Origin of the sequence: Parabacteroides sp. PM6-13, from assembly GCF_029892605.1 — a bacterium.
Lineage (GTDB): Bacteria > Bacteroidota > Bacteroidia > Bacteroidales > Tannerellaceae > QVMG01.
Genome location: NZ_JARXWF010000003.1, coordinates 62,537 through 80,076, shown reverse-complemented (window position 1 = coordinate 80,076; position 17,540 = coordinate 62,537). Strand labels below are relative to the sequence as shown.

The window sequence follows — 17,540 nt, the reverse complement described above, 5'->3', positions numbered from 1 at the left end:
CACGAAAGGCAAAGGTAGCGCATTTATTCTAAACCACATACCCGATTAAAGAGAATAATCGAACTCAAATTCAAGTTCTTCCTGAAATTCCTGCCACTCCTCCGGCGATCCTTCCCCTGCCTTAAATAAATCCAACAGAAAAAGAGCCTGCTCTTTCGACTGGCTTCCATAGCGTTTGACAGCTGCCGCGGCAGCTTGTTTTTCGGGCAATGTTCCTGTGCGAACCGCCACTTTCGCCTCTTCCGAGAAAAGGATCAGGTGTTCTTTTCGGCTGAAATCTCCATATCGAAAAAGATGAGCCAGCAACAGGAAGCCCATCTGCCTGAAGAATCCTTCCCGACGGCGAATCCAGCGCATGGCCAATTCTTCTGAAAAAGAGAGGTGTTGCAACAGGAGAAAACAAAAATGCCCGGCTATTTCCGGATCGGCGATATCCACTGCCCAAGCATCAGCTCGTGCCTCATCGAATTCGCTCTGCGGATAAAGAAGAACGGCCAGGATTTTCATCTCCCGGACATCCTCTTTCCAGAGCGTTTCGGCCAATATGCGATCAGGCGTATGCGTTGCCGCAATTGTTTTCAGTTGCGGCAGCGAAACACCGAAATTGATCTTATAACCAACTCCTTTCTGGCGCATGCTGGTCGATGTAACGCCATTCATCGCCAGACGGAGTTGTTTGCGGATCTCTTTTAGTTCCATGCAGGCAGGAAAGAATAGTCGCGACCGTAACGTGACATTTGTTCTACATAGCCTTCGGTATAATCCAGCTGGATATCGGTCACCTCACCGGCATTGTTTTTCACCTCTTTCATCACCGGATTAACAAAACCACGATAGGGGGCCAGATTCAGTTTGGCATAACGCTCCAACACCTCGGCATGCAACGCCGGATCAATCTTAACGGCATATTCTTCCACCAATTTCTTGCCTGCCTCCAGGTCGCCTTCGCTTTTCACGCGTTGTACCTCGGTCAGCAATTCGCCGAACAACGCGCGCAGCTTCTGGTAGTCATTGATCACCACATAGGTCTTTCCCTCTTTCTTTTTCCATTCCACCACGTTGTCGGCCGCTCCCTTTTCATACACCCATTTAGCAATCAGTTGGCGGTTGCGCATATGCGCCTCTTCTACGTTTTTGCCCAATTCGATGCGAACCAATTGCGTCATCAGCCCGTTCATCATAAAATTGTAATATTCTGCTTTATAGGCCTCCGCATCGGGCACCAGACCCAGATCCACCAATTTCTGATCGGCCATATAATAAAGCCCGAACAGGTCGGCACGCGCCTCTTCCAGGGTAGAGCTATAAGCCTTCAACGCATCACTTTCAACGCCCGGCAACAATTGACCTGAGCCATGCCCCAAACATTCATGCAGGTCGGTATGCAGATTGCCTGTTTCGAAGCCATATTTCTTAATCAGTTCACGCTCGGCATCGCTCCAGATGAATTCACTTCCCAAGCCACCACCTTGCGAAGCCTTGTCGTAGGCCTCCGTAATATTTTCGATCGTAACCGATTTAGAACCATGATCACGGCGGATCCAGTCGGCATTCGGCAGGTTGATACCGATCGGTGTGGCCGGATAGCAATCGCCTCCAATCATCGCCACGGTGATCACCTTTGCCGTCACCCCTTTGACCTCTTTCTTTTTGAAGCGATCGTCCACCGGCGAATGGTCTTCAAACCATTGGGCATTGTCGCTGATAATCTTCGTGCGTTTGGTCGCTTCATGGTTGATGAAATTAACGGTTGATTCCCAACTGGCCTTCAACCCTAACGGATCACCATAGGTTTCAATAAAACCGTTGACAAAGTCCACTTCCGAAGCCGTATCTTCCACCCAGAGCACCGAATAGGCATCGAAGGTGCGCAAATCGCCTGTTTGATAAAATTCAATCAGCTTTTCGATCACCGCTTTCTGGTGTTCATTCTCCGCAAAAGGAATCGCCTTCTGAAGCTCAGCGACAATTGGTTCGATGGCCTTCGTGTACAGTCCGCCCACCTTCCAGACCTTTTCTGTCAACTGGCCGTTTTCTTTTACTAAGCGACTGTTCAAGCCATACGAGATAGGGGTATTGTCTTTCGGATCTTTCATCTTGTCGTAGAACGCCTCCACCTCTTTCTGGGTGAGACCTTCTCCGTAATAGTTATTGGCAGAGGCCATGATGATGTCCTGCTCGCCGCTCTGCACCGTGCGTTTAGACATCACTGCCGGATCGAACATAACCGGGACGATCTCTTCCAAAAAGGCTTCAACCGACTGTCCTTCGCGCAATGGAAGCAATGACTTATCGAGCTTTGAAACCGAAGCCTTGAAATAATCCACGGAAAAGGTCGGAAGGATTTTATCCTCCGCATAGTGATGGTGTATACCGTTGGAGAACCAAACCCTTTTCAGATAGGTTTCCAGCGCCTTGTATTCTGTATCGTTCTTATCACCTGTATAGGCATTATAGACAGCCTCTAACGTACGCCGGATAGGCAGGTTATAACGGTTGTTCTGATCGAAAAGAATATCACGTCCCATCAATGCCGCTTCCGACAGATGATACAACAATTGTTTTTGTTGCAAAGAAAGCGATTCAAATCCGGGCACCTGATAACGAAGTATCTGCAGATCGGCAAACTGATCTACCACATAAGTAAACTCCTGAGGCATATCTTTCGCCTCTTTTTTCGATTCGGTACAAGCCAATAATACGGATGCAGCCATACATGTTACAATTATTTTTTTCATACATTCCTATTTTATATTATCAAATTTCGGTTGTATAATACACGGGGAACAAAGATAGTGTCTTTTTTCTCACGCGGGTGAGAATTTTTTCTCACCCGCGTGAGAATTTTTGAGAAGCCCCCGGTTGCCCCAAATTGTTACTTAACTATTTTGTACCTTTGCAGACGTAAAATAGATATAAACGTATGGAAGTAGCTGCATTGGTTTCCGGAGGAGTGGATAGTTCGGTTGTCGTACACATGCTGAAAGAGGCAGGTTATGACCCAACCATTTTTTATATCCGTATAGGGATGGAGGATAAGGATGGGTATATCGACTGTCCGGCTGAAGAGGATATAGAAATCACCTCATACATAGCCCGCAAGTATGGCTGTCGCATGGAAGTGGTCTCGCTACACGATGAATATTGGGAAAAGGTGGTAAGCTACACCATTGAATCGGTTAAACGGGGATTAACACCCAACCCGGATATGATGTGCAATAAATATATCAAGTTTGGCTGTTTCGAAGAGAAATGGGGAAAAGACTTCGACAAGATTGCCACCGGTCACTATGCCACAACAACCGAAATAGATGGCAAGGTATGGTTATCAACTGCCAAAGACCCGCTGAAGGATCAGACGGATTTCCTGGGGCAGATCACCCGTTTGCAGATACAGAAGCTGATGTTCCCGATCGGTCACCTGATGAAAAGCGAGGTGCGTGAAATAGCCGAACGCGAAAAGCTCCCCAGTGCCAAGCGCAAAGACAGTCAAGGCATCTGCTTTCTTGGAAAGATTAATTACAACGATTTTATCGAACGCTACCTGGGCAAACGTACCGGCAAGATCATAGAAATGGAAACCGGTAAAATACTGGGTAAGCACAACGGATACTGGTTTCACACCATCGGGCAGCGCAAAGGGCTGGGACTGAGCGGTGGCCCTTGGTTTGTTATCAAGAAAGATACGCGACGTAATATTGTTTATGTGTCTAACGGATATGACCCGGAGACACAATATGGCCGAACGATAAACCTACAGGGCTTCAATTTCATCACCGAAGACCCATGGGGAGAGTTTGCGGACGAAAAAGAAATCACCTTCAAGATTCGCCATACCCCGGAATTTACCCCTGGCGTTATCCGCCGCATCGGCGACCTCTACCGGATTGAGTCCATAGACAAGATACAGGGAATCGCCCCCGGACAGTTTGGGGTAGTGTATGACCGGGATCATCATCTCTGCTTGGGAAGCGGAATGATCATTCAGGAACACAACGAATAGCATGCCCAACAGCTCGTCCGCCATTATTGCCCGGGAATAGCGCTCCCGAATTGAAATAGAAGACAAGAGCTGAATAAATACCATTGGGCACTGAGCTCCAATAATACCCTGTCTGCATGACTTCAGTAAGGGTTCCACTCAAACGCCTTCCAGCTGCCGGATAAAATATGCCATTATTCCCCGGACGTCCCCATACAGTTACATTTTGTATCGTCTTGGTGTTCCAAGCTTCAATACCAGTAAAGGCCGCCGTCGTTGGCATTTTCCATCCGCCTACCACCCCGCTTTTCGAGGCCAGTCGACAAGGATCGCCCAAACCATCCGCGGGGAGATTAGGCGGCAACGCGTTCAGGTAGATATTATCACTGGCATAAGGAACCTTTGCCCAATCGTCGCCAATCAGACTCACATCATATTCTTCAGGTGCCCAAGCGATCTGCGAAGCATCAAAGGAGGTGGCCGCTCCGGAGATAGCGATGGTAGAGCCCCACTTAAAGAAGACAATATATCCCCGACCGTCGAGATTGAGAACGCCATTTTCGTCGACAGCAAGAATAGCTTCAGGCGCGTTCGTTCCACCCGTCGGAGGGACACCGTTCTGAGCTTTTTGTGTGATTGTGATAAGGATGGCCGTTTCTGTCTTGCCACGGGTGTCCTTGAACATGATTTCATACAGCTTGTTGCTTGTAGCATCACTCGGCAATTCGGGAACGGTAAACTGAACAGTCTGATTCTTCACACCGGTCTCCACGTTGAAATAAGCTAACTTATCTCCCTCATATTCCTCACCGTCGATAAAAAGAACAGGATACCAGGAGGCCAGGTTAGAGGTTACTTTTATTGTTACCTCTCCACCCCGTTTCGGCATTTGCATCTCATGGCCTCCCTCTTCAAGTTCCGCAAGAAGAATCGGTGTCATCTGCAAAACGCTATAGACAGACGCCGGAGCATCGCTCTGAGAGTCCATATGTTGAAGATAAAACTCTCCCACACGCGCCACATCTTCGGTATGTTCATTAACCGCCACATATAACTCAGTGGTGGAGGCCGGTATGTTGGTCATCACCAGAGGCGCCCCGCCCACGGGCACTTCGTAAACGGCATCGAACATATCCGTATATTCCATAAAATCTATTTTGTAAGAATGCGTACTAATCACTTCTACCTTAACGCGCTGCGGTGTACCATCGATGGCAATGGCATACGCCGGGTTCGGCGAGGTCAACAAACGATAGGGCTGATGCCGCTCCTGCGTTATTTCGATAGTTGCCTGGAGCATATAGCCTTTCACATAAAACAGACTATTACGCGCCGGATCCCCTATGGCCGTAGGCAATGCCTCAAAGGTCAAGGTGTACTCGGTATAACCACCCAGGGTTGATACCTCATCGATCTGCAGAGAAAAATGGTTATTCGACCACCGATTGTCGCTTTGGGCTGTCCAAACCTGATCGTTCGGTCCGGCGGTAATATTTGCAAAATCATCGAACGTAAGCGTTGGCACATTCGAGCGCACTTTGAGAACCTGATGATCGGGTTCACCGAACTGATTGAAGTGGACACTCCTGCCGGAGAAACGGATTTCATAGGCTCCATTCCATACCCCATCCAGGTATCCGCCTTCGTTCCATTCGACCACTTGGGCTTCGAGATTGGTCGGCCCGGCTTCATACGCGTCCTGTATCGTAGAAGAACCAACACCTCCTATCTTACGGATAAGAAACGTATATCTGTGATTGCGCAAGAGATCCAGATGGCTTTTGTTTTTGTCTAAAAAATCCGCGCGGTAGTAGGTTATGTCATCATCGCCATTGTACCTCCCGCCAATAATAAGACAGGGACGGTTCGTATTTTGTGTTCCGGAATCGGCTTCCAGGGTGTAGATCACACCATTTAGGGCGGTTCCGGCAGTGGTAAAATCGGCTTCATCACTCCATTCCAAGCGCTTATTGCTTTCCCAGCCGTAGACACCACCGGGTGCTTCCGGTAGACTTGTCCGAAGAGCAAATCCCCCGCTGCTGTTGATCCAATCGCCATCCTCTGCCGTAAGCCCCGGCACCAGACGACCTGAAGTAGTATAATTATGTAAACTGACATAAGTCAATTCAAACTGCGACAAGGGGATACCGGGATAGAGTTCCGGTTCTTCTGTATCAGCCTCACGTTGCACCTCCACATCGATCTTCACCAGCATACGGTATAGATTGATTGTTTGGGTAATATGGGGAGATGAGGGGTCTATCAGAACGGCGTCCGACATCCCCCACATGGGCATAAGGAAGACTCCGCTCGGACCTGTCGGATCCACAGGCCATTTTCCGGTCACCGTCTTGGTGAGTTCGGCCTGCAAATCCGACTTCGTCAATCCCAGCGCTATAAACGCTTCCGAATAAATATCCGTATCATTATGCAATCCCTCCAATTTATCTATCAAGCTTTGCGCATTGCCCAGCACCCATAGATCCCATTCGCCGGAATAGAGCTCCACGGAAAATTGCTTGCTTGCGCCGGTCTCTTGCGGTTCACCTACTGATCGACCAACATACTTCAAGGCGGTATCCCAACGGAGTTCCGTTCCTTTCTCAAAGAGAAACACGACGACCTCAGATACCTCCTCTTCGTGTTGCTTTCCAAGGGCGCGTGTTGCCGGTATGGAATTGCCCGAAACGCGCATTTCCAGCGTAACGATGATGGGGTCGGTAACCGGGTCGATACCGGTGTTTACCGGCACTTCCCAGCTACAAGACACCAACCCCACTGCTACAATTAGCAACGTAAACAATTTCCGTATTAAGATCTTGGTTATCATATCATGCCAATTCATCACTTTTTTATCCGCCGTTGCCCCTACCCGATGCAGCCCAAGCCTCTTTCGTCGACCGAAAGGGTTTATCCTCTTACCATTCCGGATAAAGAGTCACACCTTGCCAGTCAATGATATTGATAATAACATATCCAATAACCGAGCTACTTGATTCGGGACGATCCGAAAGTTGTTGCTCATAGTCCGTTATATCGATATTCAAGGTGTAAACATAGCCTGCCAACGCGGTGGTAAAGACATTTTCTTCACCTCCTTCGGGAGAGGTACTGTATCGGGAGACCGTTGCGTACTTATTACCCGAAACGGCTTCACCTCCCACCTCCAATTCTGTGAAATGCAACACAATATGCGGCATGGTAGCCGGGAAGAAGTTGTATGCCCAATAGCCATCGGTCAAGGTGGGCGTAGCTGCTTCGTCCATTAGATCGGTTGCCAAACCGACATCACTCATTGTCGGATAGTCTTCATAACCGGTTGCGGGATACTTTGTCATGTCAATGCCATTATCCACCAGGTAGGTGTCCAAAAACGTATTATCCGCATCCATACTGTGATAGAAGCCATTGATGTAGATACCACTCAGGGTCAATTTAGTCACCCGCTCATCATCCGAACAGCTGATCTCCCCTATCTGCAGACGGGAAGCAACGGGGTAAACATCGAAGCGGGATTCAAGCCGATCGGTTTCTTCTTCACCCGGAGCCACATCCCCTTTCCCGTAAACCGGCACCTTGGCGACATCATTCGTCTCATTCTGTATGTCGCCCAGCCCCCATGTCAGCGCCTCCACCGTAGAGATACTGCCTCCTTCTATCGCCGCGGCGGCAATACCCGATAGGGATTCACCCAGGTTTCCATAGAGATATACATGCGTCGTGCTGGCGGGAATATTCTCGATCTCAACCCCTGCCTCCAGCTGCGACACCAATACTTGCTTGTCTCCGGCGTTAGAGGCGACAATACGAATCACGCGTCCGATATCGTCAGCCGTAGTAAAAATAAGGTAACCATCCGAGAAGTTCACCTCCTGATCCGACATATCAGCCCCTTCCGCACGGCTCTTCTCGCTGGCTTTCCGGATCTGAATGTAAAAAGATTTGGTGTCACGATTGCCGGGAGGGACATCGTTTTTACTACATGAAACGAATGCGAATAACGCTATGATCAACATAGAAAAAATAGTTTTGGTCTTCATTATCTTACGTTTTAAAAGTTATACCTTCTATTTCGCTTAGTGATTATTCCGGCAGCCGCTGCCTTAAGGAGTAAAAACAGCCGCCACCCATAATCGACCGTCGGTAAAGGTAGGGAGTAAAAGATTTGATGTCAAGTATATAAATGTCAAAAAGAGCCTGTTTTTATTGTCAGAAAAAGATATTAAACAGGGTGAAGGGCGTTTTCAGACAATAAATGTTAAGAATGGGGAAAGCGGCAAAACTGTTTGCGCAAAATGGCGGTAGATTGGATTCTTTTCAGTATCTTCAGCGAAAATAAAAGGCAGTCAGTCTGCTAATTACAAAAACCTTATACTATGAACAATCCATTATTAAACACCCTATTCTTACGTGTGATGGACAAGATACGTCAAAACAAACCAGGTCTTGTCCATGAGATATCCAACCTATTCGATATGGACGAGGTATCGGTCTATCGCAGGCTTCGGGGCGATGTACGCTTTAGCGCGGATGAGATGGGCATCTTGGCGCATAAATACGCGATTTCTTTGGACAAACTGCTCAGTGAACAGCCGGAAGGCGATTACCCCTCCTGGAAAATGGATCTCCCGCTGACAGTCACCGAGCAGGGGTTCGACATGGAGACGATGGAACAGAGCATCCCCCTCTTGAGGCAACTGTTGGAAGAGCCTCACACCGAAGCCGGCGGAGCCATCGGTTTCCTCACCAGGCATTTCTTTATGCAGTACAAGGAGCTTTCGCGGTTTATGCTGTTCAAATGGGGACGCTACTACAGCGATATAGAGTCATTCAAAAGATTCGACACGGTGGAAATGCCCAACCGGTTGTCAGCCCTCTTCCTAAACCATATGAAAGAATACAGTCAAATCAAACATACCTTCTACATATGGGACAGTAAGATCATAGCAAAGTTGATTGATGATATACAATATTTCAAGAGTATATCCCTCTTATCGAAAGAGGAAACTGATGGCTTGAAGAAAGAGTTGTTCGCATTGCTTGACGATTGTGAGACGAGAGCCGCAGAAGGTCGATTCAAAGAGAGTGGCAACCCGTTCGATCTCTATATATCGCCCATGAATATTGATACCTCTCAGGTCTATATGCGCTTTGGCGATTATTGGTTTTATTCGGTCGAAGCCTATGGCATCCGGTCATTCCTAACCTTTAAGCCTCATGTATGCCAGGAGATGTGTCGCAGAATCAACAATCTAAAACTAACCTCTGTATTAATATCCAACAGTGCGGAAAAAGAGCGCATCCTGTTTTTCAAGGAACAACGAAAAATGGTCGACAAACTTTAGGGTAGAAGCGCGCGATTTGTCGACCATACAGATGTTCCTTTTTTGCTTCAGCCCAGTTCTTGTAATAGGGCATCGACTTTTGCGCGCCAGTCCTCGCCGTTTTTCGGCAGATAGGTATGAATGCCCAAGCGGGAAGCTGCCTCTATGTTTCGTATTCCGTCGTCAATAAAGAGAATCTCTGCCGGGTTCATCTGCTGATCGGCCATCATCGCTTCGAAAATCAGCGGGTTGGGCTTTGTCATTTTCATCTCATAGGAGGCGTAAATCTTGTCACAATAGTCAGTCAACGGCCTGCCTGCGGGACAGAAAACGCCACTTTTGGCCCAATGCATAATGATCGGATTCGTGTTGCTGAGAATACATACCTGGTATTTTTCGCGGAGCGACTGCATATAATCCAATTTTTCCTGCGACACATCGAGCATGAATCCCATCCAACCCCAATAGATATCGTCGGTCGACAGCTCCTTGCCGGCATGCTCGCTCAGCTTTGTCCGAAACCCTTCGAGGTCGAGCTCTCCATTTTCAAACTGCAGAAAAATGCCTTTGTGCTCATACGAATTGATCAGTTTCTCCGCATCCTTCACGCCCATCTCCCTGAAACGATCGATAGGGCGCTGCGGATCCAATTCGATAATGACTCCTCCTAAATCAAAAACTACATATTTTATCATCTGTTGTTAATTGATAGTTGATAATTGATAATTGATAGTTGATAATTGATAACCCACAATAAAAAAATGGATAATTAACAAGAGACAACGACCTCTCATTAACTATCCATTATCAATTATCAATTATCAATTCGTCAGCTTGTGTATCACCAAACCCGAACGCAGTTTCGGTTCGAACCAGGTGGTCTTCGGCGGCATAATGTTGCCTGTATCGGCGATGTCCATCAACTGTTTCATAGAAACCGGATACAAAGCCAGGGCGACCTTCATTTCTCCACTGTCTACGCGGCGTTTCAGTTCGCCTAATCCACGGATTCCTCCTACGAAATCAATGCGTTTGTCTGAACGAAGGTCTTTGATGCCTAATACTTCATCTAAGATCAAGTTGGAAGAGATCGTTACGTCTAACACACCGATCGGGTCGTTATCGTCGTAAGTGCCCGGTTTCGCTGTCAATGAATACCATTTGTTGTTCAGATAGAGCGAGAAATTATGCAGTGCTTCGGGTTTATATATCTCCGCTCCCTTTTCTTCTACATAAAAGTTCTCTCCCACTTTCGCAAGGAATTCTTCTTCTGTCAGACCGTTCAGATCCTTTACCACACGGTTGTAGTCGATGATGGTCAACTGACCCGCCGGGAAACAAACCGCCATAAAGTAGTTGTATTCCTCATCTCCCTGGTGATTCGGGTTCAAACCTGCCTTCTCATTACCTACCAAAGCTGCGGCAGCTGAGCGATGGTGCCCGTCCGCAATATACAACGAAGGCATCTCAGCAAACATCTCGGTGATGCGTTCCATATCCTTTTCGTCGTCGATGATCCAGAACGTATGGCCGAATCCATCCAATTGGGCTACGAAATTGTATTCCGGTTCGCGTTCGGTATATTTCATCACCAAGCGATCCAGTTCCGCATTGTCGGGATAGGCAAAGAATACCGGTTCGATGTTCGCATCGTTCACCCGAACATGTTTCATGCGATCTTCCTCTTTGTCGCGACGGGTAAGTTCGTGTTTCTTGATCTTACCGGTCATATAATCTTCCACGTAGGCACAAACAACCAGACCATATTGCGTGCGGCCATTCATGGTTTGTGCATACACATAATAATGCTCTTTCTGATCCTGAACGAGCCATCCTTTTTCCTGAAACATGTTGAAGTTTTCAGCTGCCTTCAGATAGACTGCCGGATCGTGTTCGTCCATTCCTTCCGGAAAATCAATCTCCGGCTTGATGATACGATATAAAGACTTCTCATTACCTGCGGCTTCCGCGCGTGCCTCTTCCGAGTTTAATACATCATACGGGCGCGAAGCAACTTCTTCGATTAGATTTTTGGGAGGGCGTACTCCTTTAAATGGTTTTATTTTCATGGTTGTTTTTCTGTTATATTCTTAAAGTCCTTAAAGCCCTTAAGGTCATTAAAGACTTTAAAGACCTCAAGGACTTTATAGGAAAATCTTTATTTAATTAACTTTGTATTTCTGATTGCCATTCTTGATGAAATCAACAATCTGTTCTGCCGCAGCAATGCCGGCATTGATATTAGCCTCTGCCGTTTGAGCACCCATCTTTTTAGGAGTGGCAAAGTAACGGTCGGGGTATTTCTCGTTCAACAGCGCGTCGTTCGCCGGTTTGATATCCGACAGATACTTGAAGTCAGGACGCTCTTCGAACATCTTTTCCAGACCGGCTTCGTCGATGACCTCTTTACGGGCTGTGTTTACCACAATCGCTCCCTTCGGCATCGAGTTCATCAGGTCGAAATTGATCGATCCCTTTGTTTCGGCAGTGGCCGGGATATGCAAAGAGATAATCTGACATTCTTTGAACAGGGCTTCGGTTGAGGCTACAGCTTTCACACCATCCGCTTCAATCGCCGACTGCGGCGTATAGGCGTCGTAGGCATAGATCTCCATACCAAAGCCTTTGGCGATGCGTGCTACGTTACGACCCACATTTCCGTAAGCCAGAATACCCAGTTTCTTACCTTTCAGTTCGGTGCCGGATGTGCCGTTATAGAAATTACGTACACCATATACCAGCATACCCAATACCAGTTCGGCTACCGCGTTGGAGTTCTGTCCCGGTGTGTTCATCACCACGACATTGTGAGCCGTAGCAGCTGCCAGATCGACATTGTCGAATCCTGCTCCCGCACGTACCACAATCTTCAATTCCTTCGCTGCGTCTAATACCTCCGCGTCGATGATATCACTACGGATAATGATCGCATTGGCGTCTTTTACGGCATCCAACAGTTGCGCTTTCTCCGTATATTTTTCCAACAGGGCTAATTCAAAACCGGCCCCCTCGATCACGTTACGTATTCCGTCCACTGCGACCTTCGCAAATGGTTTATCGGTTGCTATAAGTACTTTCATTCTATTATCCGGATTACTTGTTCATTTGTTCAAATTCCTGCATGCAGGCAACCAACGCTTTCACGCTCTCCAGCGGACAAGCATTGTAAACTGAGGCGCGGAATCCACCTACCGAGCGGTGTCCCTTGATACCTACCATGCCTTTTTCTTTAGCAAATGCCATGAAGTCAGCCTCTTTTTCTTTATATCCTTCCGCCATCACGAAGCAGATATTCATCAACGAGCGGTCTTCTGTTTTTGCCGTACCTACGAACATCGGGTTGCGATCGATTTCGCCATACAACAGATCAGCCTTTTCTTTGTTGATTTTATACATCGCTTCCAGGCCACCCAGTTCTTTCACCCATGTCAGGGTTTGGTGCATCACGAAGATCGGGAATACCGGAGGTGTGTTGAACATAGAGCTTTCTTTGATATGTGTGCGGTAGTCGATCATCGTCGGGATCTGACGGTCGAGCTTGCCTAAGATATCTTCGCGGATAATCACGAAAGTAACCCCGGCAGGACCTACATTCTTCTGTGATCCACCGTAGATCATAGCATATTTAGATACATCCACCGGACGGCTCATGATGTCGGACGACATATCGGCGATCAGATTCACCGGCGAATCGATATCGGTATGGATCTCTGTTCCGTAGATCGTATTGTTAGTTGTAATATGGAAATAATCCGCGTCAGCAGGGATTGTATAGTCTTTCGGAATATAGGTATAGTTAGCATCTTCCGAAGAAGCCACCACTTCTACTTCGCCAAAGAGTTTCGCTTCCTTAATGGCTTTTTTCGCCCAAACACCTGTTTGTAAGTAAGCGGCCTTCTTGCCTAAGAGGTTAAAAGGTACGTAGCAGAATTGCGTGCTTGCGCCACCACCCAGGAAAAGCACTTTGTATCCTTCGGGTATGTTCAGCAATTCTTTCCATAGTTGTTCTGTTTCTGCCATAATCCGTTCCCATCCTGGCGTACGGTGGGAGATTTCCAGAATACCAATGCCTGTTCCATCAAAATCTTTGATAGCAGCAATAGCTGACTCAATGGCTGATTGCGGCAAAATGCAAGGTCCTGCATTAAAATTGTGCTTCTTCATACGAATGTTTTTTAAATGTTAGTATAAAACCATTATTTAGTAATATCAATTATCAATATCTTTCTCCCCAAAGCTTGCGCATATGTTCTGTCAAACGTGCCTCCGCCGGATTGTCTTGTCCTTTCCAGAAACGCATTTTTAAGGCTTCCGGTGGCAGAAAATCCTGTTTGACAAAATTGCCTTCGTAGCTGTGGGCATATTTATATTCCTTTCCGTAATCCAACTCTTTCATCAATTTGGTCGGTGCGTTTCGCAGATGCAACGGAACGGGCAGATTGCCACTCTCACGCACATAAGCGATTGCGTCGTCGATAGCCATATAAGCCGAATTACTTTTCGGACTGGTTGCCAGATACAGGGTGGTCTCCGCCAGAATGATACGCCCCTCCGGCCATCCTATTTTGCGCAGGGCATCGAAGCAGGCATTGGCCAACAATAGGGCATTCGGATTCGCCAGTCCGATATCTTCCGACGCCGAGATCACCAAGCGCCGCGCGATAAATTCCGGGTCTTCCCCGCCTTCCACCATGCGTGCCAGCCAATAGATGGCGGCATCCGGATCGCTGCCCCGGATCGATTTGATAAAGGCCGAGATAATGTCGTAATGCATTTCCCCGCCTTTGTCGTAGGCTGCCGGATTCTCCTGCAGACGCTCAACCACCTTATCGTCGGTGATCTCAATATCGTCAGTCTCCTCCGCGGCAATAACCAATTCCAATATATTCAACAGTTTACGCGCATCCCCGCCGGAATAGCGCAAAAGGGCATCGGTCTCTGTCAGTTTAATATGTTTCTCCTTCAGGAGGATATCTTCCGATACCGCCTTGTGTAATAGCTCCAACAGATCCTCTTTGCCTAACGATTGCAATACATACACTTGGGAGCGCGACAGCAAAGGACGGATCACTTCAAACGAAGGATTTTCCGTTGTGGCTCCAATCAGTGTAACAATGCCTCGTTCTACCGCATTCAGGAGCGAGTCCTGTTGCGATTTGCTGAAGCGATGGATTTCATCAATAAAAAGGATAGGGGAAACCGTATTGAAAAACCGGTTACTCTTTGCTTTCTCAATCACCTCCCGCACATCTTTCACGCCCGAACTGATCGCGCTCAGTGTGTAAAAAGGCGCTTCCAGTTTGTTGGAGATGATCTGGGCAAGCGTTGTTTTACCAACCCCCGGAGGTCCCCATAAGATAAAAGAAGGAATACGCCCGGATTCAATCATCCTCCGTAGGACGGCACCCTCTCCCACCAAATGTTTTTGTCCGATATAATCTTCTAAGCTCTTCGGACGCATGCGTTCTGCTAAAGGCTGACTCAACATGGGGACAAAAGTCGGGTTTTTTCTTTACTTTATCAACAATTTTGCCTCAAAAAAAATAGCAAAAAACGATGTTAAAAAGCAGAAAAAACTATCAAAATGAAAGCAAAACACCGCCTCAACCCACCCAATCAGCCATTCACGCTATCAGAATGATATTGTTCGCACACAAAATTGGGCATCATTTTCCTCCCTAATCTCTTCATTATCCGAATATAGTAAAGGGTTATTGGACAGAGAAGGGAGGAGGGGATCTTGGAAAAATTGAAGGAGAAGGGAGAAAGGGGCGTCTTCAGATATTGTAAGATTTGATTCTAAAGTCCGCAAGGACTTAGATGTGGATAACCCCGTGCAAGCCGTTTAGGCGCAGCTCGGGGGACGAAAGTATAATAAAAACGAGCTCCGTAGGGGCTTAACAGTTGACCTCCTACGGAGCTCATTATATAGACATTACTTCTACCCCGAGCTGCGCCTAGCGGCTTGCACGGGGTTATCCAGATTGAAGCCCTTCCGGGCTTTCTACAAACCTTCCCATTTCCTCCTATTTGAAAAAACGGTGCCACCTGTGCCAACATCTCCTATTTGCTCTGCGCCTTCGGCTAAGCGATCTTCGATTCCTATTCCCTTTCTTCTTTCTCCTTTCTCCCTTCTCCTTCCCATCTTCTCCCTTTCGAAGATCTTCCATTTTGACATTTTGTCAAAACCGCCCGAGAATTTTTTCAAAAACGTAGGGGTTTTTAAAATTAGTCCCGCGGGTAACACTTTTTAACAAACCGAAGTGTAAGCAAAAAAGGGAAAAACCACCAAAAATCGCCCATTTTTGCTTACACTTCGATTTTGGGATTTTGGGCGGAAAAACCAAATAATTTCCTGCACGCATTCCCCGAAATCGTTTCGTTGGTATTATCTTTGTGTTTTATATAAGAAAACTGCCATGAGCCAAAGATATCCGTCGCTTTTATTAGAAAATGCTGTATCCGAACTTTCCTCATTGCCCGGGATAGGTCGGAAAACGGCCCTTCGCCTTGCGCTTCACATGCTCCGCAGGGAAGAGTCCTATACGGAAAAATTCGCGGGTGCCCTCTTGGCTCTGCGCAAGGAGGTGAAGTATTGCAAGTCGTGCCACAACCTTTGCGATGATGATTTATGTACGATCTGTGCCAGCGACAAACGCGATCATTCCCTGGTGTGCGTGGTAGAAAGCATCAAAGAGGTGATGGCCATTGAAAATACGGGGCAGTATCATGGTGTCTATCATGTGCTCGGCGGGCGTATCTCGCCTATCGAAGGCATTGGTCCCGGCGACTTACAGATCAGCAGCCTTATTGAGCGGGTGCAGAGCGAGGGGGTCAAAGAGGTCATCCTGGCCCTAAGCACAACCATGGATGGCGACACGACCAACTTCTTTATATACCGCAAATTATCTCCTTTGAATATACAGATATCGGTGATCGCGCGCGGCGTATCGATCGGTGATGAGCTGGAGTATACCGACGAGGTGACACTCGGACGGTCGATCCTGAACCGTACCTGTTATTCCGATTCCATAAAAATGTAAAGCGTATGTACACGGAGAAGTTATCGGTCGTCATTGTCAATTACAATGTAAAATATCTATTGGAGCAATGCCTGTATTCGGTTCGGGCGGCTACCGTCGGCATGGATCGGGAGATCTTTGTGGTCGATAATAATTCTACGGACGGCTCCGTCGAATACCTTCGACCGCTTTTTCCGGATGTCATTTTCATTGCCAATGACGACAACCCGGGATTTGCTAAAGCCAATAATCAAGCGATCCGACAGGCAAAAGGAGAATATATATTGATATTGAACCCGGACACAGTTGTCGGGGAAGAGAGCTTGCGCACGCTTTGTTATTTCATGGATGAGCATCCTAAAGCCGGCGCTGTCGGGGTGAAAATGCTGAACGCAAATGGTGTTTTCCTGCCCGAAAGCAAACGGGCCTTCCCTACCCCATGGGTCTCGTTCTGTAAATTATTCGGATTGGCCCGGTTGTTCCCCCGGTCGCGCACCTTTGCCCGCTACAGCCTGCCCTATCTCTCGCCGGAGAAACAACATAAAGTAGATGTATTGGCCGGGGCTTTCATCCTGGCGCGTCAGGAGGCACTGAAGCAATCGGGTCTGTTCGACGAGGCTTTCTTTATGTATGGAGAAGACATCGACCTGTCATACCGTATCAAACTGGCAGGCTATGAGAATTATTACCTGCCGGAGCGTATCCTACATTATAAAGGAGAGTCGACCAAACATGGTGATATGAAATATATCAAAGCTTTTTATGGGGCGATGCTTATATTTTATAAGAAATATTATCCCCGCTCGGGTTGGCTGATGAGCGGACTAATAAAGGCCGGTGTTGGCATGATGGTGTTTGCCGGCTCCCTTTTCGGTTCTTCCAAAGATAAGACTAAGAAACGGAAAGCTATCAAACATCGTCGCCTGTTGATACTCTGCCACGAAGATGATTTTCCGGCGATAAAAAATGTGGCAGTGAAAAAAATGCCGGATCTGGAACATGTCAATCTGTGGGATTTAGATACGGAGCGGGCGATGGACGCGATCAACCGGCGCAACCAGATGAAAGAGTTTACCGACTATGTTTTTTGTGCGCCCGATATACGCTACGAGCAGATGCTGCTATTTATGGACAAACTGCCAAATAAGCAGGCTGTTTTCCATATCTATCACAAAGAAAATGGTCAATTGATATCACCTTCAAAATAAGCCT

Annotated in this window: 14 protein-coding genes; 4 read left to right on the top strand and 10 right to left on the bottom strand. The window is 47.3% G+C overall.

The features are described from left to right. Positions 1 to 45 precede the first annotated feature (45 nt). Together M2134_RS03890 and M2134_RS03885 are read right to left on the bottom strand one after the other, a co-directional pair. Positions 46 to 699 (bottom strand): DNA alkylation repair protein, encoded by a 654-nt coding sequence (locus M2134_RS03890; protein ID WP_280750021.1) that lies wholly within the window; start codon positions 697 to 699, stop codon positions 46 to 48. Further along, on the bottom strand, positions 690 to 2,738 hold the full coding sequence (locus tag M2134_RS03885) for a dihydrofolate reductase (RefSeq protein WP_280750020.1): 2,049 nt from the start codon (positions 2,736 to 2,738) through the stop codon (positions 690 to 692). The genes M2134_RS03890 and M2134_RS03885 overlap by 10 nt, the downstream gene beginning before the upstream one ends. Before the next feature lie 185 nt (positions 2,739 to 2,923). On the opposite strand from M2134_RS03885, the gene mnmA reads away from it, so the two are divergent. Continuing rightward, positions 2,924 to 4,003: a tRNA 2-thiouridine(34) synthase MnmA gene (mnmA, locus tag M2134_RS03880; protein WP_280750019.1), complete on the top strand. Its 1,080-nt coding sequence runs from the start codon at positions 2,924 to 2,926 to the stop codon at positions 4,001 to 4,003. On the opposite strand, the gene M2134_RS03875 is transcribed toward mnmA, so the two are convergent. Next, entirely contained in the window at positions 3,981 to 6,827 is a 2,847-nt protein-coding gene (locus M2134_RS03875) for a hypothetical protein (RefSeq protein ID WP_280750018.1), read from the bottom strand. The genes mnmA and M2134_RS03875 overlap by 23 nt on opposite strands. Positions 6,828 to 6,900: 73 nt before the next feature. Next, on the bottom strand, positions 6,901 to 8,022 hold the full coding sequence (locus M2134_RS03870) for a hypothetical protein (protein ID WP_280758119.1): 1,122 nt from the start codon (positions 8,020 to 8,022) through the stop codon (positions 6,901 to 6,903). A gap of 336 nt (positions 8,023 to 8,358) precedes the next feature. On the opposite strand from M2134_RS03870, the gene M2134_RS03865 reads away from it, so the two are divergent. Then, complete coding sequence (locus tag M2134_RS03865) at positions 8,359 to 9,327, top strand: hypothetical protein (RefSeq protein ID WP_280750016.1); 969 nt, start codon at positions 8,359 to 8,361, stop codon at positions 9,325 to 9,327. Positions 9,328 to 9,374: 47 nt separating this feature from the next. Here M2134_RS03865 and M2134_RS03860 read toward each other — a convergent pair whose 3' ends face one another. From M2134_RS03860 to M2134_RS03835, 6 genes are all read right to left on the bottom strand, one after another. Continuing rightward, positions 9,375 to 10,001, bottom strand: coding sequence for an HAD family phosphatase (locus M2134_RS03860; protein ID WP_280750015.1), 627 nt, complete (start codon positions 9,999 to 10,001; stop codon positions 9,375 to 9,377). Between the two features lie 126 nt (positions 10,002 to 10,127). Further along, the gene (locus tag M2134_RS03855) at positions 10,128 to 11,375 is read right to left on the bottom strand and encodes a DUF1015 domain-containing protein (RefSeq protein ID WP_280750014.1); all 1,248 of its coding nucleotides are present in this window, start codon (positions 11,373 to 11,375) and stop codon (positions 10,128 to 10,130) included. Between the two features lie 93 nt (positions 11,376 to 11,468). Continuing rightward, positions 11,469 to 12,386: an NAD(P)-dependent oxidoreductase gene (locus tag M2134_RS03850; protein ID WP_280750013.1), complete on the bottom strand. Its 918-nt coding sequence runs from the start codon at positions 12,384 to 12,386 to the stop codon at positions 11,469 to 11,471. A 13-nt stretch (positions 12,387 to 12,399) separates the two neighbouring features. Continuing rightward, on the bottom strand, positions 12,400 to 13,470 hold the full coding sequence (serC, locus tag M2134_RS03845) for a 3-phosphoserine/phosphohydroxythreonine transaminase (RefSeq protein ID WP_280750012.1): 1,071 nt from the start codon (positions 13,468 to 13,470) through the stop codon (positions 12,400 to 12,402). A gap of 52 nt (positions 13,471 to 13,522) precedes the next feature. Next, positions 13,523 to 14,794: a replication-associated recombination protein A gene (locus M2134_RS03840; RefSeq protein ID WP_280750011.1), complete on the bottom strand. Its 1,272-nt coding sequence runs from the start codon at positions 14,792 to 14,794 to the stop codon at positions 13,523 to 13,525. 516 nt (positions 14,795 to 15,310) lie between these two features. Next, complete coding sequence (locus M2134_RS03835) at positions 15,311 to 15,514, bottom strand: hypothetical protein (RefSeq protein ID WP_280750010.1); 204 nt, start codon at positions 15,512 to 15,514, stop codon at positions 15,311 to 15,313. 211 nt (positions 15,515 to 15,725) lie between these two features. Between M2134_RS03835 and recR the strand changes: the two genes are divergently transcribed. Together recR and M2134_RS03825 are read left to right on the top strand one after the other, a co-directional pair. Next, positions 15,726 to 16,349 (top strand): recombination mediator RecR, encoded by a 624-nt coding sequence (gene recR / locus M2134_RS03830; RefSeq protein WP_280750009.1) that lies wholly within the window; start codon positions 15,726 to 15,728, stop codon positions 16,347 to 16,349. Between the two features lie 5 nt (positions 16,350 to 16,354). Beyond that, a complete protein-coding gene (locus M2134_RS03825) occupies positions 16,355 to 17,536 on the top strand; it encodes a glycosyltransferase family 2 protein (protein ID WP_280750008.1) in 1,182 nt (393 codons plus the stop codon). The last annotated feature ends 4 nt before the right edge of the window (positions 17,537 to 17,540 follow it).